The organism is Phenylobacterium sp. J367, assembly GCF_024699985.1.
Taxonomy (GTDB): Bacteria; Pseudomonadota; Alphaproteobacteria; order Caulobacterales; family Caulobacteraceae; genus Phenylobacterium.
The window spans coordinates 1,479,586-1,502,240 of sequence record NZ_JAJONA010000001.1; the positions used below are offsets into that span (position 1 = coordinate 1,479,586).

Below are 22,655 nucleotides of genomic sequence, written 5' to 3' on the forward strand. Positions count from 1 at the left end.
CAGGGTGAGGGCCTAGCGCCGCGTCTCCCGGCCCACCGGGTAGATCAGGTAGCGGCGGTCGTAGAAGGGCGTCTTCTCGTAGAACCAGCGCAGGCGGGCGTCGGCGTCCGCCGCGAAGGCCGGGTCGGCGGCGACCTTCGCCCTGAACTCGGCGGCGAGCTTCGGGTCGGCCTCGAGCATCCGGTCGGCGAGCGGGGCGATGACATAGCCCTCCATGTATTCGGTCCGCTGCAGGATCTCCGGGAAGAAGCCCCAGGCGAGGTAGCTGTCGGGGCTCCTCGGCTCGAGCAGGATCGAGGCCAGTTCGCCCAGCGGCTGGTCGGTGGAGACCCGGACCGAACCCGGCGCATAGGTGACGGTCCGGCGCTCGGCCACATAGTCCTGGGCGCTCAGCGGGAAGCGGCCTTCGATCGCGGCCGGCGACTTCGGCGCGACGAGGCGGGTGACCTCGACCTCGACGGTGCGAGGTTCGGTCACCGTCTCCATCCGGACGCCGTGCCGGCGCAGGCGGTCGATCACCTCGGCCTTGTGTGCGGGCACCCAGTAGGCGGCGGGCGCGTCCACCACCACGTCGGGCTCGGAGCCGAACACCGGCGCCTGGATCACCGGCCCAGGCCGGCCGGTCCAGCGGACCTCGTCGCGGCCCGAGGCCTCCGACCGCCAGGTCTCGCGCTGGATCGGCCGGAAGGCGAAGCTGTCGATCGGGGCCTTCAGCGGCTTCCAGCTCAGCACCACCCTGTCCTTGCGGAGCGTCCGGTCGGCGGCGCGCGCGGCGTTCAGTGCATCGCCCGAGGCCGCGGCGGCGCGCAACGTCGCCTCCAGCAGGACGTAGGTCCCCAGCACCCGCTGGCGGTAGGGCTTCAGCGAATGGGTCTCGACCAGCACGGTCGGCATCCGCCGCAGATCGCCGAAGCCCGTGGAGAACCGGGCGGTGTCCGCGCCGATGTTGAAGCCCTTCTCCGGGGCGTCGCCGTCCACCGCGTCGAGGTAGGGCGAGGGGAAGTGGCCGTTCGCCGAGAGCGCCGCTTCAAGCGCGGGCCTGAGGCGCTGGTCCAGCCACTCGCCGGACTTCGGGCTGCGGGCATAGCGGCCGTTCCAGCCCTGGAAGGCGAAGGTGATGTCGTGGACGTAGTCCGTGCCGTCGGTGACGTGCAGGTCGAGGTAGAGGTCCGGATCGTAGCGGTTGATCAGGCCCAGCATGGCCTGCATCTCGGGCGCGTCGAGCTTGGCGTAGTCGCGGTTGAGGTTGAGGTTCTGGGCCGTGGTGCGGAAGCCCTGGATCTCCGGGCCGCGCTGGTTCGGCCGGCTGTAGGGCGAGCTGTTCTCGTGGCCGTCGGCATTGAACACCGGCACGAACAGGAAGTTGACCTGGTCCAGCAGGCCGTCCTTGCCGCGCTGGGTGATGTCGCGCAGCAGCATCAGGCCGGCGTCCTTGCCGTCGATCTCCCCCGCGTGGATGCCCGCCTGGGCCAGCACCACGGGCTTCTTCGGATCTAGGCCCCCCTTGTCCTTGCTGGCGATCACCACGACCAGCTCGCGCCCCTCCGGCGTGTCGCCGATCCGCTCGATGCGGATCAGGTCGGAGGCCCCGGCGAGCTTGCGGAGATAGTCCAGCGTCGCGGCGTAGGAGGGCGTGGTCCGGAAGCCCGCCTGCTCGATCGGCGTGATCCAGGGGTGGCCCGCCGGGGCGACGAGCTTTTCGCTGGCGCCCTTCCAGGCCGGCCGGCGGCAGGATGCCGGACCAGCGGGGGTCCGGCTGGGCCGAGGCGGGCGCCGGCGGCGAGGAGGGTGAAGGCGAGGGCGAGGGGAAGGACGCGCATGGCGCCCTTCATAGCCGGGCTTGCGCTCAGCTCGCCAGACGCTGCTCGCGGGCGAACGGGCTGAGGCCGAGCCAGGTCTGCATGCTGTCGGCGAGCTGCGGATCGCCGACCAGCCGCAGGCGCTCGGCGCGCACCGCGCCGCGGACGTTCTCCGCGCCCATCCAGATCGCCGTCATCGTGCGCAGGTCGCAGGTCGCATAGAGGTCGACCTCGAAGCCGGGATCGACCGAGCAGAGGTCGACAGGGCAGCCCGGCTCCACCACCAGCCAGTGGGACCGGGTGGCCGGGGGCTGGTCGGAATACAGGAACTGGATGACGCTGCGCCTCGGCGGCATCGGGGACGGGTCGAGCTGGCGGCGCATGTCCCACATGAGCAGGGTCGCATCGACGTTCTGCAGCGAGAGCTCCTTGTCCACCCAGCGCTGGCCCCAGAAGCCAAGGGCCTCGACCACCGTCGAGGTCCCCTGGCCGGCCGGCGTCAGGCGGTACTCATAGACGCCGGGCTCGCTGGCGATCGGCGTACGCACCACGAGGCCCGCCGCCTCCAGGTCCTTCAGGCGCTGGGACAGCAGGGCGGGCGACATGCGCGGCATGCCGCGGCGCAGCTCGTTGAACCGGGTGGTCCCCGCCAGCAGCTCGCGCAGGACGACCGGCGTCCAGCGGGTGGTCAGCACCTCCGCCGCCATGGCGACGGGGCAGAACTGGCTGTAGCCGCGCTCGGCCATTGTCGGCTCCTTACCTCGAAAGCGCGCGAACCTAGGCGGTTCGCAGAACGATGCTAGTTCAGAACCTGTACCGGGTCAGGTTCACTTCCTGAACTGGCCGGCGCGGCGACGGCGTGGTGTTGCTCTCAGCACAGCAAACGATGTTCTGTGATGAGAGACGAGACCATGCCCGATGACGCCACCATGACCGCCGCGACGACGAACTGGACGGACGCCGCCCGCAGGATCGCCGGCGAGATCGCCGGCCACGCGGCCCGCCACGACGCCGAGGACAGCTTCGTCGCCGAAGCCTACGCGCTGATGAAGCAGGCCGGCCTGTTCAAGGCCCATGTGCCTGCCGAGCTGGGCGGCGGCGGGGCGTCCTATGCCGAGATCTGCGAGGTGGTCCGCACGCTCGCCGCCGCCTGCGGCTCCACGGGCCTGGCCTTCGCCATGCACACCCATATCGTGGCGCTGGCGGTCTGGCGCCGGGCCCACGAGGGCGCCCCCACCGAGGGCCTGCTGAAGCGGATCGCGGCCGAGGACCTGGTGCTGGTCTCCAGCGGCGGCTCGGACTGGCTGCAGGGCTCCGGCCACGCGGAAAAGGTCGAGGGCGGCTTCCGGATCACGGCGCGCAAGGTCTTCGCCTCCGGCTCGCCGGCCGGCGACCTGATCAGCACCTGCGCGGTCCATGACGACCCGGAGACCGGCCCGACCGTGCTGCACTTCTTCGCGCCGCTGAAGGCCGAAGGCTTCCGCAGCCTCGACACCTGGCGGACGCTGGGCATGCGGGGCACCGGCTCCAACGACCTGGAGATGGACGGCGTCTTCGTCCCCGACGCGGCGATCTCCGGGCGCCGGCCGCAGGGCGCGTGGCATCCCCTCTTCCATGCCATCAGCATGATCGCCTTCCCGATCATCTATTCCGCCTATCTGGGCGTGGCGGACGGCGCGCGGGCGACGGCGCTGGCCCTCGTGCGCGGCAAGGCTGCCGACGACAGCCTGGTCCTGTCGGTCGGCGAGATGGAGACCGAGCACGTGGCCTGCGAGACGGCGGTGGCCGAGATGGTCCGGATCGTCGAGACGCAGCGGCCCGGGCCCGAGACCACCGGCAGGACCATGACGCTGCGCCAGCTCGCCGGCCAGGCGGCGATCCGCACGGTGGAGCGGGCGCTGGAAGCCGCGGGCGGCCGGGCCTTCTACCGGAGCGCCGGGCTGGAGCGGGCCTTCCGCGACGTGCAGGCCGCGCGTTTCCATCCGCTCCAGGAGAAACCGCAGCGCCTCTTCGCCGGCCGCCTGGCGCTCGGACTCGACATCGACGGCTGACCACCGCTTAGGCAGTGGACGCGCCTGTTGCCCGGGAGCCACGCTGTGCGGCTTGCGGGTGACGGGCGCGTCAGGTTTGCAACCCTTCCGCGTCGGCACGGTGTAGGTTGAGCGACAAGTCGGCGGGCCCCTGAGTCGGGCAGCCGACGCTTGTGAATCAACGGAACAGGGGCGCTCGATGACGAGGGCATGGACGCGGCGCGCAGCGCTGGCGGCGGGTGCGGCTATGACGGTGCTGGCGATGGCCGGGACCGCGGCGGCGCAGGACACGACCGAGATCGGCGAGGTCATCGTCACGGCCCAGAAGCGGGCGCAGAACATCAACGACGTGCCCGTGGCGGTCACGGCGGTGAGCGGCGAGAAGCTCGACGCCATCCGCTCCTCCGGCGGCGACATCCGCATCTTCTCCGCCCGGGTCCCCAGCCTGACCCTGGAATCGAGCTTCGGCCGGACCTTCCCGCGTCCCTACATCCGCGGCCTCGGCAACACCGACTTCGACCTCAATGCCTCCCAGCCGGTGAGCTTCGTCTACGACGAGGTGGTGATGGAGACGCCGGTGCTGAAGGGCTTCCCGCTCTTCGACATCGACCAGGTGGAAGTGCTGAAGGGCCCGCAGGGCACGCTCTTCGGCCGCAACACCCCGGCCGGCGTGCTGAAGTTCGCCAGCGCCCGGCCGACCCAGACGTTCGAGGGCTACGCCCGGGCCTCGCTCGCCACCTTCCAGACCGTGAACGTGGAGGGCGCCGTCTCCGGGCCGATCGTGGAGGGCGTGCTCGCCGGCCGTCTGTCGGCGCTGGTCCAGCACCGCGACCACTGGGTCGATAACGGCTTCACCGGCGAGAAGAACGTCCTGGAAGGCTACGACCAGTGGGCGATCCGCGGCCAGCTGCTCTGGACGCCGACCGAGGCGTTCAGCGCGCTGCTGAACCTGCACTACCAGCACCTGGACGGCACGCCGCGAGTGTTCCGCGCCAACATCATCGAGAAGGGCACGAACAACTTCGTCGACGGCTTCGAGCGCGACACGATCTATCACGACGCCGCCTCGCGCGCGGTCCAGAAGGTCGAGAGCTCGGGCGCCAACCTCGTCCTGACCTACGACTTCGGCGGGCCGGAGCTGACCTCGATCACCGCCTATGAGCGGGTGGACACCTACTCCCGCGCCGACATCGACGGCGGCTACGGCGCGGTCTTCGCCCCGCCCTCGGGTCCGGGCCTGATCCCGTTCCCGTCCGAGAGCGCCGACGGCATCCCGTTCCACGGCCAGTTCACCCAGGAAGTGCGGGTGGCCGGGGACAACGGCGCGCTGGGCTACACGGTCGGCGCCTTCTACTTCAACGAAAGCATCAAGATCGACAGCTACAGCTACAACACCCTGGCCGGCGGCGCGCAGGACGGCTTCGCCTACCAGAACCAGAAGACCGAGAGCTGGGCGGCCTTCGCCAACCTCGACTACGACGTCTCGGAGGCCCTGAACGTCGGCGGCGGCATCCGCTACTCGAAGGACAGCAAGAACTTCCTGGCCCAGCGCACCCAGTCGCCGTTCGGGGCCCCCCCGACCGCGATCCTGCGGGCCAGCCCGGACTCGAGCGAGGTCAGCTTCAACCTCAACGCCACCTACCAGGCGACCGAGGACATGAACCTCTACGCCCGCGTTTCGCGCGGCTACCGCGCGCCGTCGATCCAGGGCCGGCTGGTGTTCGGCGACACCCTGTCGATCGCCGACAAGGAGACGGTGATGTCGTACGAGGCCGGGGTGAAGGGCGTGCTGCCCAGCGCCCGGGCCCGCTTCGACGCGGCGGTCTTCTACTACAACGTCAACGACATGCAGATCACCGCGGTGGGCGGCGGCGCCAACTTCAACCGCCTGCTGAACGCCGACAAGGCGGTGGGCTACGGCTTCGAGTTCAACGCCGAGGCCGAACCGGTGGACCGCCTCCTGCTGACCGCGGGCTTCTCCTACAACAACACCGAGATCGACGACCCGGCGCTGTTCACCCAGCCCTGCGGCGGCGGCTGCACGGTGCTGGACCCGGCGGGCCCGATCGCCGGGACGGTGCGCATCGACGGCAACAGCCTGCCGAACGCGCCGAAGTGGATCGCCAACTTCACGGCCGGCTATTCGTGGCCGGTGGCGAGCGGCGAGATCTTCGTCTTCACCGACTGGGCCTACCGCTCGAAGATCAACTTCTTCCTCTACGAGTCCGCCGAGTTCAACGACGCCAAGCTGCTGGAAGGCGGCCTGCGGCTCGGCTGGCGCGCGCCGGAGACGTGGGAGGTGGCCCTCTTCGGCCGCAACATCACCAACGACCGGTCGCTGGAAGGCGGCATCGACTTCAACAACCTGACCGGCTTCGTGAACGACCCGCGCACCATCGGCATCGAGGTGAAGGCGGACTTCTAGGCTTCTTCCTTCTCCCCTTGCGGGAGAAGGTGGCCCGAACGGGCCTGATGAGGGCTCCCGGCTTCGCCGCGAGGCCCCTTTCTCATTTTCGGCTGTGAGGTCCGCGCGACCCCTCATCCGTCCGCTCCGCCGACACCTTCTCCCGCAAGGGGAGAAGGGCGCGAGCTCACCCCTCGAACCCGCCGACGATCTCGAGCACCGCCTCGCCGTAGTGGGCGAGCTTGGCTTCGCCGACGCCGTTCAGGCGGGCGAGCGCGGCGCGGCTGCCGGGTCGGGCGGCGGCGATCTCCACGAGGGTGCGGTCGTTGAAGATCACATAGGGCGGCACGTGCTGGGCCTTGGCCTCGCGGCTGCGCCAGGCCCGGAGAGCCTCGAACAGCGGCTGGTCGCCGGGCGCCAGCGCGGCCAGGGCCTCGCGGCTCTTCTTGCGCGGGCGGCCGGAGCGGGTGGACGGGTCATAGCCCTCGGCGGGCTTGCGCATGGCCACCCGCCGCTCGCCGCGGAACACCTGGCGCACGGCGTCGGCGTCGCCGATGCCGACCAGCGGCCGGCCGTCGTTGGGGTCCTCGCGCAGCAGGCCCTCGAAGATCAGCTGCTCGGTCAGGTCCCGCCACTGGACGGCCGAGAGCTCGGTCCCGATGCCCCAGGTGGAGAGGCCCTGCTCGAAGGCGCTGGGCTCCTTGGTCTTGCCGAGCAGGTGGTCGACCAGCCGCCCGCGGCCGGTGCGCCCGCCCAGCCGGTGGGCGGCGGAGAGCGCCTTCTGGGCGGCCTCGGTGACGTCGGTGGTCTCCACGGCCCCGGAGCACAGGTCGCACTGGCCGCAGGCCTTCACCCCCTCCTCGCCGAAGTAGCGGCGCACGGCGGCGGCGCGGCAGCCCGTGCCGTCCAGCAGGGCGTAGAGCTGGCGGACCTTGCGGACCTGCACCTGCTTCACCGCCTCGTCCACGTCGCGCTCGGAGATGCGGCGCAGGGCCCAGGCCATGTCCGAGGCGCCGTAGAGGGTGATGCCCTCGGCGGGGTCGCCGTCGCGGCCCGCGCGGCCGATCTCCTGCCAGTAGGCCTCGATGGAGGCCGGCGGGTCGGCGTGGATCACGAAGCGGACGTCCGGCTTGTCCACGCCCATCCCGAACGCGATGGTCGCTACCATCACGGCGGCGTCGGCCTCGAGGAATTCCTCCAGCCGCGTGGTGCGCAGACTGCGGTCGAGGCCGGCGTGGTAGGCGAGCGCCGGGACGCCCGCGTCGCGGAGCGCCTGGGCGAGCTTCTCGGTGCCGTCGCGCGAGCCGGCGTAGATCACGCCCGACCGGTCGGGCCGGGCGGTGACCAGGTCGACGACGCGCTTCTCCTTGGTCCCGCGCTTGCGCTCGGCGGACAGGATCAACTCGGGGCGGGCGAAGCTGGCGACGAACTCGCGGCTCGCCTCGAGATGCAGCTCGGCGCGGATGTCCTCGCGGGTCCGGGCGTCGGCGGTGGCGGTGACCGCCAGCCGGGGCACGGCCGGGAACAGCTCCGCCAGCCGGCCCAGCATCCGGTACTCGGGCCGGAAATCGTGGCCCCACTGGCTGACGCAGTGGGCCTCGTCGATGGCGATCAGGGCCAGCGGAGTCTGCGACAGCCGCTCCAGCATCCAGGGCTGCATCAGGCCCTCGGGCGAGACGTAGAGCAGGTCGAGCTCACCGGCCTCGATCCGGCGCCAGGTCTCGGCCTTCTCGGCAGGGTCGATGTTGGAATCGAGCCGGGCGGCGGCGACGCCCGACTGGATCAGCGCCGCCACCTGGTCGGTCATCAGCGCGATCAGCGGCGAGACGACGAGGCCGAGGCCCGGGCGGATGAGACTCGGGATCTGGTAGCAGAGGCTCTTGCCGCCGCCGGTCGGCAGCACGGCCATGGCGGACCGGCCGGCCAGCACCTCGCCGATCACGTCGGCCTGCAGGCCGCGGAACTCCTGGTGGCCGAAGGTGCGGCGCAGGATCTCGCGGGCGCCGTCGAGGGGCGCGAGGTCAGCTTCGGCGAGCGCGGGAGACATCCGCCGCGTTATGCATGGTGTCGCCCGTGGGCCATGCGGCGTTCTCGTTTTTGTCCTATCCGAGCGCGCGCAGCTGGGTGGACTGCTGGACGCCGCGGACGGCCTTGAGGAGCCGCAGCGCCTGCTTGGCGGTGAGCCGGTGCGGCTCGAACACCGTCTTCATGGACAGGGTGTCGAGGATCGCCTCGTCGGCCGGCGTCATGTGGCGGGCGCACATGTTCCAGTCCTCGAAGCTGCGCGCCTCGGCCGGGCCGGCGTACAAGACGCGGCAGTCCTCGTGGCGGCCGTCGTCGCAGATCCGGCCGTAGACGCCGAGCACGGCCTCCACCGGACCTTCCAGCGCCTGGACGAACCAGCCGTCGTGGACCAGCAGCAGGCCGGTGACGTCCACCACGCGATTGTTGCGGATGGAGGCCTGAACGATGCCGTCCACCTCGCGCTGCTGGTCGGGCCAGGGCACGCGGACACGGCTGGCGTAGATCAGCTGGTGAAGCGTGCGGCTGCCGCGGGACATCGAATCACTCCGGGGACGGTCGCTTACCCGGCTACCCGCCCAGAGGTTGAGGTTAAGCTAACGGCCTACTCCGCGGCCATGGCCGCGGGGGCGGCTTGCGCGCCGCGCAGCAGCCGGCCGGGCAGGGCGCCGGTGGGCGTCCCGTCGCGATAGGTGACCTGGCCCGCGACCACCGTCGCGGTATAGCCCTCGGCCCGCTGGATCAGCCGGCGCCCGCCCGCCGGCAGGTCGTAGGCCACCTCCGGCGCCTTCAGCTTCAGGCGCGGATAGTCGATGACGTTGAGGTCGGCGCGGTAGCCCGGGGCCAGCACGCCGCGGTCGTGGAGGCCCACCGTCTCCGCTGTCCGCCGGGTCTGGCCGGCGATCATGTGCTCGAGGGAAAGCCTGGGCCCCCGGGTGCGGTCGCGCGTCCAGTGGACGAGGTTGGTGGTCGGGAAGCTGCCGTCGCAGATCATCCCCACGTGCGCCCCGCCGTCCGACAGGCCCGGCACGCAGTCGGGGTGGCTCAGCATCTCGTAGGCCGGGTCGAGGTTCATGTCGGCGTAGTTCAGGAACGGCAGGTAGAGCATGCCCCGGCCGCCGCGGCTCAGCAGGTGGTCGAGCGCCACCTCGGCCGGATCCCTGCCCTCGCGCCCGGCGATGGCGGCGACAGTCGCGTCGGGCGTCGGCTCGTAGTCCGGCTCCTCGCCCAGCAGGAACATGTTGCCCCAGGCCCGCGGCTGAGTCCCGGCGAAGCCGCGCTGGGCCTCGCTTTCCTCGTGAAGCAGGCGGGCGCGGAAGGCCGGGTCCGACAGTTTGGCGACCTTGCCCTCCAGCGGCAGGGCCTTGATCTCCTGGAAGGCGGGGTGCTGGCTGAACGGGTTCATGGTCAGCTCGAAGCCGAACAGCACGCCCACCGGGCGGCTGGCCACCTGGGCCCTGATCGGCAGGCCCTCGGCGTTGGCCTCGGCCAGCCTCTGCAGCAGCACCTTGTAGCTGGTCGGCGCGCGCGGGCTCTGCACCAGGCTGAAGGACAGCGGCCGGCCGGATCGGGCGACGATCCGGCGGAACATGGCCCACTCTTCCTCGGGGTCGAGGAAGTCCGAGACCACCTGCAGCACGCCGCGGCCGGCGGCGGCGAGGCCGAGCGCGATGCCGGTCAGCTCATCCTCGCCGGCGGTGAGCGTCGGCGTCGGCTGGCCGTCGGAGGTGCGGTGGTTCAGCGTCCGCGAGGTGGCGAAGCCCAGCGCGCCCGCCTCGGCGGCCCGCTTCGCGATCGCCGCCATGGCGTGGATGTCGGCCTCGGTCGCCGGCTCGCGGTTCGCCCCGCGCTCGCCCATGACGAAGACCCTGAGCGCCGCGTGCGGCAGCTGGCTGCCCACGTCGACGTCGAAGCGCCGCTCGGCCAGCCGGTCGAGGTAGTCGGGATAGCTCTCCCAGCTCCAGGGCAGGCCCTGGCTGAGCACCGGGAAGGGGATGTCCTCGACCCCTTCCATCAGCCGGATCAGCCGGTCGTGGTCGGCGGGGCGGCAGGGCGCGAAGCCGACGCCGCAGTTGCCCATGACGATGGTCGTGACCCCATGCCAGGAGGAGGGCTGAAGCCGCTCGTCCCAGGTCGCCTGGCCGTCGTAGTGGGTGTGGATGTCGACGAACCCCGGCGTCACGAGCTGGCCGCGGGCGTCGATCTCCTCGGCCCCGGCGCCGGTCACCTTGCCGACCGCGGCGATGCGGCCGTCCCTGACCGCCACGTCGGCCTCGAACGCCGGGCCGCCGGTCCCGTCGACCGCCGTGCCGCCGCGGACCACCAGGTCATAGGCTCGTTCCATGGCGTCGCCTCCCAAAGGCCAGAGCTGGGCTTGGTTTCTGTCTTTCGGGAAGTACGCGCCCCGAACCCTAGGTCAGGTCAAGCGGGGCCGCAGCGCGGGCCTCGGGAACTCATCTTTTGTTCAGGGTGTTCCTTCCGCGCCATTTAACCAGATGAACGTAGGCTGAAGGGACATGACGAGCAGAACGGATAAGGGACCCGGGATGCCGCTGAAGGCCTTTCTGGCCGCCGCCGCCGCGATCGCGGTGAGCGTCGGCCTGCTCCTGCCGGTGCCGCACGCCTCCGAGGCGGCCGCCAGCTCCCAGTTCGAGACCCTCGATCTCGGCCAGGGCTAGAGCCGCCTACTCGCGCGGCAGCTCGCTGACCTTGGCCGCGCAGCCGACCAGGAGCGACAGGCCGGGCAGACTCGCCTCGGCGCTCATGGGATAGACCATGTCGCTCATCCCGTCGTTGCATTCGCCGGCCCGCAGGGTGACGGACAGGGCCTGACCGTCCTCCGACTTGGCTTCCCAGCTCGCCTTGCCGCCGGTCACCTGCGCGCCCGGCGCCAGGAACAGCTTCTCCGGCTCTCCCGGTCGACGAAGCGTCAGCTTCGTCCCGTCGATCAGCACCGCCCAGAACGGCTCGTTGCCGCGCGCCAGAATGGGGGCGGAAAGGTCCATGACCGTGGTGGAGGGCGGCGCCGGCGCGGCCGGCGGCGCATCGGCCGGGGCCGGCGCGGCCGCCCCGTCGGGGGCCTGCGGCTGGCAGGCGGCGAGAAGGAGGGCGGCGGCGAGGAGAAGGATCGGACGCATGCCGGCACAATGACACACCGGGAGCCGAAAGCGCGCAAATCAGCTTAGCGTCGGCGCCGTGAACGCGCCCTTCGCCTTCTACGAATTCTTCGCCGGCGGCGGCATGGCCCGGCTGGGCCTCGGCGACGGCTGGGCCTGCGCCTTCGCCAACGACTTCGACGCCATGAAGGCCGCCGCCTATCGGGGAACTTCGCCGACGCCGGCGAGCACTTCCGCCAGGGCGACGTCTGGGCGCTGACGCCGGACGACCTGCCGGGCCGGGCCGACCTCGCCTGGGCGTCCAGCCCCTGCCAGGATTTCAGCCTGGCGGGCGCGCGGGCGGGCCTGAAGGGCGGCCGCTCGTCGGCCTTCTTCGGCTTCTGGCGGCTGATGGAGGCCCTGGCCGCCGAGGGCCGCGCCCCCAGGACCATCGTCATCGAGAACGTTTCGGGCCTGCTCACCTCGCACGGCGGCGCGGATTTCGCCGCGCTCGGCCGGGCGCTGGCCGCCCAGGGCTACCGCTTCGGGGCGCTGGAGATCGACGCCGCGGGCTTCCTGCCGCAGTCCCGCCCGCGGGTGTTCGTGGTCGCCACCCGCGAGGCGCCGCCCGACGCCCTGCAGGGAGCGAGCCCGTTCCACACCCGCGCCGTGAAGGCCGCGGCCGAGGCGCTGCCGGCCGACGTGGCCGCCGCCTGGGTCTGGTGGGGCCTCGCCGCCCCGCCCCCGCGCAACACCGACCTCGCCGCCCTGCTGGAGCCGGACGCCGCGGTCGCCTGGCACATGCCGGAGCGCACCGCCCACCTGCTCTCGCTGATGGCCCCGCTGCACCGCGCCCGGCTGGAGGCCATGCAGGCGAGGGGCGAACGAGCCGTGGGCGCCGTCTTCCGCCGGACCCGCCAGGAGAACGGCCAGCCGGTGCAGCGCGCCGAGGTCCGCTTCGACGGCCTGGCCGGCTGCCTGCGCACCCCGCGTGGCGGCTCGTCGCGCCAGGCGATCGTGGTGGTGGACGGCGGCCGCGTCCGCTCGCGCCTGCTCAGCCCCCCGGGAGGCCGCCCGCCTGATGGGCCTGCCCGACGCCTACGCCCTGCCCAAGGCCGCCACCGGCGCCCCTGCATGTGGCGGGCGACGGGGTCGCCGTGCCCGTGGTGCGCTGGCTCGCCGAGCGCCTGCTCGAGCCGCTGCTGGGGCGCGAGACCGCCGGGCGCCGCGCGGTCGGCTGAACGGCGCTTCCAATCCCCACCGAAAGTCTTAGGTTCGCGGCCGAAGGGCACACTTCAGCCAGCCGAGACCTCCCCATGGACGCCACTCCCGACAAGGCCTACGACGCCGCCCGCTACGAGCGCGCCGGCCGCGGCAAGATCTTCGATTCCATCATCGACACCATCGGCGACACACCGCTCGTGCGCCTGCCGCGCCTGACCGCGGCCCTGAAGCCGAAAGCGGAAGTCGTCGCCAAGCTGGAGTTCTTCAATCCGATCGCCTCGGTGAAGGACCGCATCGGCGTGGCGATGATCGAGTACCTGGAGGCCAAGGGCCTGCTGAAGCCCGGCGGCGTGATCGTCGAGCCGACGTCCGGCAACACCGGCATCGCCCTGGCCTTCGTGGCCGCCGCCAAGGGCTACAAGCTGACGCTCGTCATGCCCGAGAGCATGTCCATCGAGCGGCGCAAGATGCTGCTGCTGCTCGGCGCCAAGCTGGAGCTGACCCCCGCCGAGAAGGGCATGGCCGGCGCCGTCGCCCGGGCCAAGGAACTGGTGGAGGCCACCCCCGGGGCGGTGATGCCGCAGCAGTTCGACAACGTCGCCAACCCGCTGATCCACCGGGTCTCCACCGCTAACGAGATCTGGAACGACACCGAAGGCCGCGTCGACGCGGTGATTTCCGGCGTCGGCACGGGCGGCACGATCTCGGGCGTGGGCGAGGTGCTGAAGGCCAGGAAGCCGTCCGTGCGGATGATCGCCGTCGAGCCCCAGGCCTCGCCTGTGCTCTCCGGCGGCGCGCCCGGCCCGCACAAGATCCAGGGCATCGGCGCGGGCTTCGTCCCCTCGATCCTCGACCGCGGCGTCATCGACGAGGTGGTGCAGGTCTCCAACGACGACGCCTTCCTGATGGCCAGGCGGGCGGCGGCCGAGGAGGGCATCCCGGTCGGCATCTCGTCGGGCGCGGCGCTGACCGCGGCCTTCGACGTCGCCATGCGCGACGACATGGCCGGCAAGCTGATCGTCGCCATCATCCCGAGCTTCGCCGAGCGCTACGTCTCCACGGCCCTGTTCGAAGGGCTTTGATGGTCCTCCCCTGCGAAGCGGGGGAGGGGGACCACTCGCCGAAGCCAGCTTGCTGGCTGAAGAGCGCGTGGTGGAGGGGGCGCGCCACACGCCGTGCGGTCGCGCGCCCCTCCCACCATCCGCTCTCCGCTTCGCTCGGCGGACGGTCCCCCCTCCCCGCTGCGCGGGGCGGGTAGATGGACGTTTTCGACCCGGAGAAGCGCTCCGCCGTCATGCGGCGGGTCAAGGGGCGCGACACTTCGCCGGAGCTGAAGGTCCGGAAGGCGCTCACGCGGCTCGGCGCCCGCTACCGGCTGCACCGCAAGGACCTGCCGGGAAATCCCGATATCGTGCTGCCGGGCCGCCGGCTGGCGCTCTTCGTCCACGGCTGCTTCTGGCACGGCCACGACTGCGCGCGGGGCGCCCGCGTGCCCAAGCAGAACCGCGACTACTGGGTGGCCAAGGTCGGCCGCAACGTGGCGCGCGACGACCGCACGCGGGCAGAGCTCGAGGCGCTGGGCTGGCGCGTCGAGACGATCTGGGAGTGCGGGCTGAAGGACGCAGCGGCGCTGGAGACGCGGCTGCGGGACCTGCTATTTCCGCCCGAACAGCCGCTGGAAGAACCCAGGCTTCCGTGAGGCGCTGCGCGGCGCCTCGGCCCGGCGGAGCGAACGCAGCTCGGTGAACACCAGCCCGAGCGGAAAATCCTGGTCGAGTTTGAAGCCGCAGATCGATTGCGCCAGCTGCGGGCCCACGTCGTACAGGGCGTCGAGGCGCTCCGCCTCTTCCCGCAAAGTAGTGTAGGCGGCCGGCAGCTCGCCCGAGGCCTCCTCGACCTGGTCCTCCGGGTTGTGGATCACCCGCCAGATCTCTTCGCCGTCCCGGTAGCCCCGGGCCTCGCTGGCCATGACGTGCTCTTCCTCGAGGCATGAGACCGCCGGTCCCATCCGGGTGAGGGCCTGAAGCGGACCGCGCTCCAGGGCCCAGAGGTCGTCGCTGAGCACCAGGAGCCAGCCGCCAGGCAGTTCGCCCAGCCCAAGGGCCGGCAACTCGTCAGGCTCGAGGGGACCGACCGGCTCGGCGCCCAACGCCTCCAACGCCGCCTCGCGACCGACACCCTGTACCGCGACCCAGACGTGAGAAAGTCCCATCGGCATGTCTCCCTGGCCTGAGGAAGCTTAGCCGAATAGACATTGTGCGCAAGAACAAAAGGAGAACTACGCGCGGACCGGCGCCTCGACGACGATCTCGGTCGTCACCGAGTTGGCGATGAAGCAGCCCTCGTGGGCTTCATGGTGGAGGTGATCGAGCTCGGCGGCGGTAGGCTCGCGGCCCGCCCAGGCGATCTCAGGGCGCAGCGCCACGCGGGTGACGGCCACGCGGCCGGCGTCCGTCTTGGCCATCAGCCCCTCGGCGTGGTCGACGTAGCGGGTGACCACGAAGCCGGCCTCGCGGGCCACGTGCAGGAAGGTCAGCATGTGGCAGTTGCTGATCGCGGCGACCAGCATCTCTTCCGGGTCCACGGCGCCCGCGACCGACCACCTGTTGCCCACAACGTGAGGCGAGGCGGTGGCCGGAACCTCGTGGCCGCCCTCGAACCGCACCGAATGGCCGCGGGAATAGCGGCCCTTCAGGAAGTCCTCAGGCGTCGCGTCGGTCAGCGCCCATTCGACGACCGCGCGGTGCTTCGACATCAGAAGGCCTCGGCCGGCAGCGCCATCATCAGCTCCGAGCCGGCCTTCAGCTTGGCGAGGTGCGACGCGGTCTCCGGCAGGATGCGTTCGATGTAGTAGCGGCCGACCGTCAGCTTGTTGGCGTAGAACGGATCGGCGTCGCCGGCGGCGATCTTCCCGTTGGCCGCCTTGGCCATCAGCGTCCACATGTAGGCGAGGCCGGTCAGGCCGAAGAGGTGCATGTAGTCGGTGGACGCCGCGCCGGCGTTCTCGGGGTTGGCGAGGCCGTTCTGCATCAGCCACATGGTGGCCTCCTGCAGTTCGCCCTTGGCCTTGGCGAGCCCGGCGACGAAGGGCTTCAGGGCCGCGTCGTCCTCGTTCTCGGCGATGAAGGCGTCGAGCTCGGCGAAGAAGCTCATCACCGCCCGCCCGCCGTCCGCGGCGAGCTTGCGGCCCACCAGGTCCAGGGCCTGGACGCCGTTGGTGCCCTCGTAGATCAGGGCGATGCGCACGTCCCTGAGGTACTGGCTGACCGGGAAATGCTCGGTGAAGCCCGAGCCGCCGTGCACCTGCATGGCGTCGGAGCAGACCTTGAAGCCGCGGTCGGTGAGGAAGCCCTTCAGCACCGGCGTGAGCAGGGCCATGTAGTCGCGGCCCTTCTGCTGCACCGCCTCGTCCGGGCTTGCGTGGGAAAGGTCGCCGTGGAGCGCCGTCCAGAACAGGAAGGCGCGGCCGCCCTCGATGATCGCGCGGCTGTCCATCAGCATCCGGCGCACGTCCGGATGGACGATGATCGGGTCGGCGGGGCCGTCGGGGTTCTTCGGGCCGGTGAGCGAGCGCCCCTGCAGGCGGTCCTTGGCGAATTCGGCGGCGGCCTGGTAGGCGGCCTCGGCCTGGGCGATGCCCTGCATGCCGACGCCGATCCGGGCCTCGTTCATCATCACGAACATGATCGGCAGGCCGCGGTTCTCCTCGCCGATCAGCCAGCCGGTCGACTCCTCGTGGCTGATCACGCAGGTGGCGTTGCCGTGGATGCCCATCTTCTCCTCGAGACCGAGGCATTTGACGGAATTCCGCTGGCCGGGCTTGCCGTCCGCGTCGGGGATGTACTTCGGCACGATGAACAGGCTGATGCCGCGCACCCCGGCCGGCGCGCCCTCGATGCGGGCCAGCACCAGGTGGACGATGTTGTCCGTCAGGTCCTGCTCGCCGCCCGAGATCCAGATCTTCTGGCCGGAGATCTTGTACGTCCCGTCCGCCTGCGGCACCGCCTTGGTGCGGAGCAGGCCGAGGTCCGTGCCGCAGTGCGGCTCGGTGAGGTTCATGGTGCCCGCCCATTCGCCGGACGCGAGCTTGGGCAGGTAGAGGTCCTTCTGCTCCGGCGTGCCGCCCACGTGGATCGCCGAATAGGCGCCGTGCGTCAGGCCCGGGTACATGGAGAAGGCCATATTGGCCGCCGAGCTCATCTCGGAGAAGGCGAGGTTGACGACGTGGGGCAGGCCCTGGCCGCCGTAGTTGGGGTCGGCGCCGAGCGCCGGCCAGCCGGCCTCGACGAGCTGGGCGTAGGCCGACTTGAAGCCGTCCGGGGTCTTCACCGTGAAGTCCGGGCTCCAGACGCAGCCCTGCTTGTCGCCGACGCCGTTCAGGGGGGCCAGCACCTCGCCGGTGAACTTCCCGGCCTCCTCGAGGATCTGGTCGACGGTGTCCAGCGAGGCGTCGGCGAAGGCCGGCAGGTTGGCGTAACGCTCGAGTTGCAGCAGGTCGCGCAGCAGGAACTGGTAGTCCCGCACAGGGGGCTGGAAGGTCATGGACGCTCCGGTCTATGGGTCACGCCGGGCGCAGGCCCAGGCGAGGGCTATTTGGCTTCGCTGTGCTCTACGCCGTCGAGGCGATGGCGCAAGACCTGGTCGTAGGCCTCGGCGCGCGGCAGCAGGTCGGGCCGGGTCTCGGTCAGCCGCTTCTCGATCATCGCCACGCCCTCGCGCAGCTCGGCGATGGCCTTGTCGATGTCGAGCTTCTGGTTCTCGAGCGCCACGATCCGCTCCTTGAACTTCCGGAGGCTCTTGGCGGCCTGCGAGGCGCCGCCGTCGCCGGCCTCGTAGAGGTCGAGGATCTCCCCGATCTCGGCAAGCGCCAGGCCGACGCGCTTGCCCCGCAGGATGAGCTGCAGGCGGGCGCGGTCCTTGTAGGAATAGACCCGGTTCAGCCCGTCGCGGGCGGGGTTCAGCAGGCCCTTGTCCTCGTAGAAGCGCAGCGCGCGCGGCGTGCATTTGAACTCGAGGCAGAGCTGCCGGATCGTGAAGGTGCGGTTCGGGCGGCGCAGATCGGTGGGCATGGCGGGGTCCCCGGACGCTCAAATCTATGACTGACAGCGTAAGTCTATGCTTCCGTTTACGTCAAGGTCAGGCCGTGTACTCATGCGCGCGGAACGGCGTTACGCCGACCGATAAGGGGGACGACAGAATGAACACGCAGATCCTGCAGCCCGTCGTGGTGCTGGTGCTCTGGTCGCTGGTGATGATGGCTTGGCTCTACGCCACCCGCATCCCGGCCATGCAGGCGGCCAATGTGCCGCTCGACCCGAACCTGACGCCGGCCGAGCTCGCCGCGAAGGTGCCGCCGAAGGTCCGCTGGAAGGCGGACAACTACAACCACCTGATGGAGCAGCCGACGATCTTCTACGCGACCGCCCTGGCGCTCGCGGTCGCCGGCGCCGGCGACGGGCTGAACGCCCAGCTCGCCTGGGGCTACGTCGGCCTTCGCGTCGTGCACAGCCTCGTGCAGGCGACGGTCAACGCCATCATGGTCCGCTTCCTGATCTTCATGACGAGCTCGATCGTGCTCGCGGTCCTGGCGGTCCGGGCGGCGATGACGCTGTTCTAGGCCGAGACCAGCTCGCCGGAGAGCGCACGCTCGATCAGCAGGGTCGTGCGCTCGACGCCGAAGATCGCCACGAAGGAGCCGAAGCGCGGGCCCGTGGACTGGCCGAGCAGCACCTCGTAGAGGGCGCCGAACCAGGCGCGAAGCGGCTCGAAACCGCCGGCCTTGCCGGCCTCGAAGACCTCGTTCTGGATCGCCTCGGCGTCCGCGCCGGCCGGCAGGGCCTTCAGCCGCGCCAGCAGGTCCTGCATGGCCGCGCGCTCCTGGTCGGTGGGCGCGCGGAACCGCTTCGAGGGCTTCACGAAGTCCTCGTAGTAGTTGATCGCATAGCCCGCGAGCCTGTCGAGCAGCGGCTCGCTTTGCGGCGTCGCGCCCGGGATGTAGCGCTCCAGGAAGCCCCAGAGGATCTCCTTGGTCGAGGCGTCCGCCGCTGAGACCAGGTTCAGCAGCAGCGAGAACGAGACCGGCGAGCCCTTCTCCGGCGGCGCGCCGCGGTGGACGTGCCAGGCCGGGTTGTCGATGGCCGGGCCGTTGGCGCCCTCGGCGCGGGCCTTGTTGTAGCTGTCCAGGTGGCTGAGATACTCGTCCGTCGCCTTCGGAATGACGTCGAAGAAGAGCCGCTTCGCCGACTTCGGCGACTGGTACATGTAGTAGGCCAGGCTCTCGGGCGTACCGTAGCGCAGCCACTCCTCCATGGTCAGGCCGTTGCCCTTGGACTTGGAGATCTTCTGGTTGTTCTCGTCCATGAAGAGCTCGTAGTGGAAGGCCTCCGGCGGCTCGCCGCCCAGCGCCCTCACGATCTTGTTCGAGACCCGCACGGAATCGACGAGGTCCTTGCCCGAGGCCTCGAAGTCGACCTTCAGCGCCGTCCAGCGGGCGGCCCAGTCCGGGCGCCACTGCAGCTTCACATGGCCGCCGGTCACCGGGACCTCGGTCAGTTCGCCGTCCTCGTCGTGGAAGCTGATCGTGCCCTTCTCCACGTCGCGGGCGACGGTGGGGGCCTGCAGCACGCGGCCGGTCTTCGGGCTGATCGGCAGGAAGGGCGAATAGGTGGCGCGGCGCTCCTCGCCCAGCGTCGGCAGCATGATCGCCATGACCGCGTCGAAACGCTCGAGGATCAGCCGCAGGACCCCGTCGAACCGGCCGGACCTGTAGGTCTCGGTGGACGACATGAAGGTGTAGTCGAAGCCGAAGCTGTCGAGGAAGGCGCGCAGGCGGGCGTTGTTGTGCGCGCCGAAGCTCTCGTGCTCGCCGAACGGGTCCCGGACGGAGGTCACCGGCTTGTCGCGGTCCTCCTCCAGCATCTCGCGGTTCGGCACGTTGTCCGGGATCTTCCTGAGGCCGTCCATGTCGTCGGAGAAGACGATGAGCTGGGTCGGGATCGCATCCTCGGTCAGCGCGCGGAAGGCGTTGCGCACCATGGTCGGCCGCGCCGCCTCCCCGAAGGTGCCCATGTGCGGCAGGCCGGACGCGCCATAGCCGCACTGGAAGACCACGGGCGCGGTGAGCGCCGGCAGGGTGCGGACCAGCTCGTCGAACTTGCCCTGGGCGATCAGCGTCGCCGCCAGGTCGCGTTCGGCGTCGTCGAGGCGCAGGCGCAGCGTGCGGTCCAGCAGGATGCGGGCCTGTTCGAACGGCCAGCTCTTCGCCTCGCGGGCCTGTCGGGAGAGTCCTTGCAGCATGGGCGGGGCAGGTAAGGCCCAATCCCCGCAACAACAAGGGAATTCGGGAACCAAGCGCCGCCTGTCGGCGTCTTCCGGGCTCAGGATCCCAGGGACGGCACAGCCATGAACCTTCTCATCGCCAAGCGGGCGCTTGGCCTCATCTCCATCGGCCTCGGCGTCGTGGCCGTCGCCGCGCCGAACCGCGTCTCCAAGCATCTCGGCCTCCAGGCGGAGGAGGACGCGATCAGCGCCTTCGGCGCGCGCGAGATCGCCTCGGGCGCCGGCCTGCTCTCGCCGGTGAAGCCCGGGCCCTGGTTCTGGATGCGGGTCGGCGGCGACGTCATGGACCTGGCCGGCATCGCCAAGGCGCTCGGCCGCGACAACCCCAAGCGCCACATCGCCGGCCTCGTGGCCCTCACCGTGGCGGCGATCGCGGTGGTGGACACGATCCTTGCGGTCCAGGCCCTGGTCGACAAGCGCGAGAACGAGGCGGCGGCGACGTAGCGGAACCGTCACAGACGCGCGCGACAAGCTCGCCCGGACGGCTCTAAGCTGGCCGTCCCGGGGAGACGAACCGAATGATCCTGCGCCGCCTGATGCTCGCCGCCTGCCTGGCGCTGCCGCTCGCCGCCTGCGGAAAGGCCGAGCCCGAGCCGAAGACGCTCAACTTCTCGATCCTGTCGGCCGAGAGCCAGTCCTCGGCAGAGGCCGACTGGCAGCCGTTCCTGGACGACATGGCCAAGGCGCTCGGCATGCCGGTGAAGGCCTTCTACGGCTCGAACTACACGGGGCTGATCGAGGCCATGCGGTTCAAGCAGACGGACGTCGGCTGGTTCACCAACCAGTCGGGCCTGGAGGCCGTGCGCCGGGCGGAGGGCGAGGTCTTCGCCCGGTCGGTGAACCCCTCCGGCGTCGATGGTTACGAGGCGGTGATCATCGTCAAGAAGGGCTCCGGCCTGACCCTCGAGAAGGTGCTGGCCTGCGACAAGAGCCTCGACTTCGGGATGGGCGATGCGAAGTCGACGTCCGGGACGCTGGCGCCGATGACCTACCTCTTCGCGCCGCGCGGCATCGAGCCGAACGCCTGCTTCAAGACCGTGAAGTCGGCCAACCACGAGGCCAACCTGTTCGCGGTCGGCGCCGGCGTGCTGGACGCGGCCACCAACAACACCGCCTCCATGGAGCGGATGGGGATGCTCGGCACCGCGGCCGCCAACCACACCCTGAGCCAGGTGGAGATCGTCTGGCGCAGCCCGCGCATCCCCGAGGACCCGCTGGTCTGGCGCAAGGACCTCGACCCGGCGCTCAAGAAGAAGATCGCCGATTTCATGTTCACCTACGGCAAGGGCGACACGGAGGAGGCCAAGCGCCAGCGCGCGATCCTCGCCCGTATCCAGACCCTGCCCTTCGCGCCGGCCGACGACCGCCACCTGATCCCGGTGCGCGAGATGGAGGCGACCGGCGCCATGCTGCAGGCCCGGACCAAGGGCGACGCGGCGGGCGAGGCCGCGGCCCGGGCCGAACTGGCGAAGATCCAGAGGGAGAAGGCGGCCGGGGAGGGGTAGGGCTCATCGCCAACCCCCAACTCCGCTCACCCCGGCGAAAGCCGGGGGCCCAAGCTAAGGCCGCGGATAGAGCGCCGGCCTTGCAGAGCCGCTGAAGCCCTGTGGATCCCGGCTTTCGCCGGGATGAGCGGAATTTTGAATCAATCCTCGGTGGCCAGCAGGAAATGCCCGCGCAGCGAGGCCACCGGAGACGCGCGCGCCTCCTGCCAGGCTTCCACGTGGATGTTGGCGATCCGCCGGCCGACCTTGCGCAGGTCGGCGCGGGCGTAGGTGGTCACGGCCCGGCCGGGGCGCAGGTAGTCGATCGTCAGGTCGATGGTCTTCGGGGCCCGGGTGGTCTTCTGGGCCACCGCGAGCTGGGCCAGCGCCGTCATCTCCAGGAAGGCGCCCAGCACGCCGCCGTGCAGGGCCGGCAGCATGACATTGCCGACCAGGTGCTCGGAGAAGGGCAGGGTGGCGGTCATCTCGTCGCCGGCCAGTTCGGCGCGCATGCCGAGGAAGCGGACATAGGGGACGCGGTGGAGGAAGGCCTCCAGGCGATCGGCGGCCTCGCTCATGCCGGCGCTCCGACCAGCACGAAGGCCGCCTGGGCGGTGGCGATCGGGTCGGACGGGTCGTCGTCCCAGGCCTGGGCGCGGACGAAGGCGATGGTGCGGGTGACCTTGTAGCAGTGCGCCTCCGCGGTGACGCCGGCCCGGGGCTTGGCGGCCCGCATGTAGTCGATGCGCAGGTCGAGCGTCGCGGTGGGCATGCGCTGCGTCGAATTGCTGACGATCGCCAGGCCGCAGGTGTGGTCGAGGAGGGTGGTGACCACGCCGCCGGCGATGACGCCGGTCTCGGGATCGCCGACCAGGTCCTCGCGCCAGGGGGCGGCGATGCTGCCCTTGCCGGGCTCGACGGAGACAAGGTGGAAGCCCAGGGCGGCGGCCTGGGGGGCGCCGGTGGCCATCATGGCGGCCATCTGGCGAAGGGAGTCGGGATCGGCGCTCATCACCTGAGGCGGTAGGCCCGACCCGCCCCGCGGTCAATTCCCGCGGGGCGCTGGGTGGATGGGCTCTACAGGGCGGCTTGGCCCATCCAGGTCAGGACGGCGAGCATCGGGATGGCGGCGACGACGATGTTGAACGCGCCGAGGAAGGGGGTGAAGGCGTTGGACATTGTGACCCTCGTTTTGTCGGTTTGGCCGGAGCGGCCGTTGCTGTTGAGGGCGGTATATGTAATCGGCATGGCGAATACAC

The 22,655-nt window shown here is 70.7% G+C and carries 21 protein-coding genes and 1 pseudogene; 9 read left to right on the forward strand and 13 right to left on the reverse strand.

The genetic code is table 11. The features are described from left to right. Positions 1-12 precede the first annotated feature (12 nt). Both LRS04_RS08035 and LRS04_RS08040 read right to left on the reverse strand, forming a co-directional pair. A complete protein-coding gene (locus LRS04_RS08035) occupies positions 13-1,923 on the reverse strand; it encodes a M14 family metallopeptidase (RefSeq protein WP_308238305.1) in 1,911 nt (636 codons plus the stop codon). Further along, positions 1,847-2,545 carry a helix-turn-helix domain-containing protein gene (locus LRS04_RS08040; RefSeq protein ID WP_257815907.1) on the reverse strand — a complete coding sequence of 233 codons (699 nt, stop codon included), beginning with the start codon at positions 2,543-2,545 and terminating at the stop codon, positions 1,847-1,849. The genes LRS04_RS08035 and LRS04_RS08040 overlap by 77 nt, the downstream gene beginning before the upstream one ends. Positions 2,546-2,695: 150 nt before the next feature. On the opposite strand from LRS04_RS08040, the gene LRS04_RS08045 reads away from it, so the two are divergent. Both LRS04_RS08045 and LRS04_RS08050 read left to right on the forward strand, forming a co-directional pair. Further along, complete coding sequence (locus LRS04_RS08045; RefSeq protein ID WP_257815908.1) at positions 2,696-3,850, forward strand: acyl-CoA dehydrogenase family protein; 1,155 nt, start codon at positions 2,696-2,698, stop codon at positions 3,848-3,850. A 226-nt stretch (positions 3,851-4,076) separates the two neighbouring features. Continuing rightward, positions 4,077-6,254, forward strand: a complete 2,178-nt coding sequence (locus tag LRS04_RS08050) for a TonB-dependent receptor (RefSeq protein WP_257815910.1) — start codon at positions 4,077-4,079, stop codon at positions 6,252-6,254. Positions 6,255-6,420: 166 nt separating this feature from the next. Here LRS04_RS08050 and recQ read toward each other — a convergent pair whose 3' ends face one another. The 3 genes from recQ to LRS04_RS08065 form a co-directional block, all read right to left on the reverse strand. Then, positions 6,421-8,280 carry a DNA helicase RecQ gene (recQ, locus tag LRS04_RS08055; protein ID WP_257815911.1) on the reverse strand — a complete coding sequence of 620 codons (1,860 nt, stop codon included), beginning with the start codon at positions 8,278-8,280 and terminating at the stop codon, positions 6,421-6,423. Between the two features lie 55 nt (positions 8,281-8,335). Further along, the gene (locus tag LRS04_RS08060) at positions 8,336-8,794 is read right to left on the reverse strand and encodes a BLUF domain-containing protein (protein WP_257815912.1); all 459 of its coding nucleotides are present in this window, start codon (positions 8,792-8,794) and stop codon (positions 8,336-8,338) included. A gap of 65 nt (positions 8,795-8,859) precedes the next feature. Beyond that, positions 8,860-10,599: an amidohydrolase family protein gene (locus LRS04_RS08065; protein ID WP_257815913.1), complete on the reverse strand. Its 1,740-nt coding sequence runs from the start codon at positions 10,597-10,599 to the stop codon at positions 8,860-8,862. Positions 10,600-10,801: 202 nt separating this feature from the next. On the opposite strand from LRS04_RS08065, the gene LRS04_RS08070 reads away from it, so the two are divergent. After that, positions 10,802-10,933 (forward strand): hypothetical protein, encoded by a 132-nt coding sequence (locus tag LRS04_RS08070; protein WP_257815914.1) that lies wholly within the window; start codon positions 10,802-10,804, stop codon positions 10,931-10,933. 6 nt (positions 10,934-10,939) lie between these two features. Here the strand turns inward: LRS04_RS08070 and LRS04_RS08075 are convergent, their stop codons facing one another. After that, on the reverse strand, positions 10,940-11,392 hold the full coding sequence (locus LRS04_RS08075; RefSeq protein WP_257815915.1) for a COG3650 family protein: 453 nt from the start codon (positions 11,390-11,392) through the stop codon (positions 10,940-10,942). Positions 11,393-11,495: 103 nt separating this feature from the next. Between LRS04_RS08075 and LRS04_RS08080 the strand changes: the two are divergent. From LRS04_RS08080 to LRS04_RS08090, 3 genes and pseudogenes are all read left to right on the forward strand, one after another. Then, a pseudogene (locus tag LRS04_RS08080) lies at positions 11,496-12,591 on the forward strand (DNA cytosine methyltransferase). Between the two features lie 75 nt (positions 12,592-12,666). After that, positions 12,667-13,656, forward strand: a complete 990-nt coding sequence (gene cysK, locus LRS04_RS08085; RefSeq protein ID WP_257815916.1) for a cysteine synthase A — start codon at positions 12,667-12,669, stop codon at positions 13,654-13,656. Positions 13,657-13,832: 176 nt separating this feature from the next. Beyond that, entirely contained in the window at positions 13,833-14,273 is a 441-nt protein-coding gene (locus LRS04_RS08090; protein WP_257815917.1) for a very short patch repair endonuclease, read from the forward strand. On the opposite strand, the gene LRS04_RS08095 is transcribed toward LRS04_RS08090, so the two are convergent. The 4 genes from LRS04_RS08095 to LRS04_RS08110 form a co-directional block, all read right to left on the reverse strand. Next, the gene (locus LRS04_RS08095) at positions 14,229-14,786 is read right to left on the reverse strand and encodes a hypothetical protein (protein ID WP_257815918.1); all 558 of its coding nucleotides are present in this window, start codon (positions 14,784-14,786) and stop codon (positions 14,229-14,231) included. The two genes, LRS04_RS08090 and LRS04_RS08095, sit on opposite strands and share 45 nt — an antisense overlap. Positions 14,787-14,852: 66 nt before the next feature. Continuing rightward, positions 14,853-15,329, reverse strand: coding sequence for an OsmC family protein (locus tag LRS04_RS08100; RefSeq protein ID WP_257815919.1), 477 nt, complete (start codon positions 15,327-15,329; stop codon positions 14,853-14,855). Further along, the gene (locus LRS04_RS08105) at positions 15,329-17,116 is read right to left on the reverse strand and encodes an acyl-CoA dehydrogenase C-terminal domain-containing protein (protein WP_257815920.1); all 1,788 of its coding nucleotides are present in this window, start codon (positions 17,114-17,116) and stop codon (positions 15,329-15,331) included. Before LRS04_RS08105 ends, LRS04_RS08100 begins: the two co-directional genes overlap by 1 nt. 47 nt (positions 17,117-17,163) lie before the next feature. After that, on the reverse strand, positions 17,164-17,643 hold the full coding sequence (locus LRS04_RS08110; RefSeq protein ID WP_257815921.1) for a MerR family DNA-binding transcriptional regulator: 480 nt from the start codon (positions 17,641-17,643) through the stop codon (positions 17,164-17,166). A gap of 128 nt (positions 17,644-17,771) precedes the next feature. On the opposite strand from LRS04_RS08110, the gene LRS04_RS08115 reads away from it, so the two are divergent. Then, entirely contained in the window at positions 17,772-18,191 is a 420-nt protein-coding gene (locus LRS04_RS08115; RefSeq protein WP_257815922.1) for an MAPEG family protein, read from the forward strand. On the opposite strand, the gene LRS04_RS08120 is transcribed toward LRS04_RS08115, so the two are convergent. Continuing rightward, positions 18,188-19,870 carry a lysine--tRNA ligase gene (locus LRS04_RS08120; protein WP_257815923.1) on the reverse strand — a complete coding sequence of 561 codons (1,683 nt, stop codon included), beginning with the start codon at positions 19,868-19,870 and terminating at the stop codon, positions 18,188-18,190. The two genes, LRS04_RS08115 and LRS04_RS08120, sit on opposite strands and share 4 nt — an antisense overlap. 105 nt (positions 19,871-19,975) lie before the next feature. On the opposite strand from LRS04_RS08120, the gene LRS04_RS08125 reads away from it, so the two are divergent. After that, complete coding sequence (locus LRS04_RS08125; protein WP_257815924.1) at positions 19,976-20,356, forward strand: hypothetical protein; 381 nt, start codon at positions 19,976-19,978, stop codon at positions 20,354-20,356. A gap of 74 nt (positions 20,357-20,430) precedes the next feature. Next, complete coding sequence (gene phnD / locus LRS04_RS08130) at positions 20,431-21,417, forward strand: phosphate/phosphite/phosphonate ABC transporter substrate-binding protein (RefSeq protein ID WP_257815925.1); 987 nt, start codon at positions 20,431-20,433, stop codon at positions 21,415-21,417. Between the two features lie 140 nt (positions 21,418-21,557). On the opposite strand, the gene LRS04_RS08135 is transcribed toward phnD, so the two are convergent. Together LRS04_RS08135 and LRS04_RS08140 are read right to left on the reverse strand one after the other, a co-directional pair. After that, a complete protein-coding gene (locus LRS04_RS08135; RefSeq protein WP_257815926.1) occupies positions 21,558-21,974 on the reverse strand; it encodes a PaaI family thioesterase in 417 nt (138 codons plus the stop codon). Further along, entirely contained in the window at positions 21,971-22,408 is a 438-nt protein-coding gene (locus LRS04_RS08140) for a PaaI family thioesterase (RefSeq protein WP_257815927.1), read from the reverse strand. Before LRS04_RS08140 ends, LRS04_RS08135 begins: the two co-directional genes overlap by 4 nt. Positions 22,409-22,655: the final 247 nt, after the last annotated feature.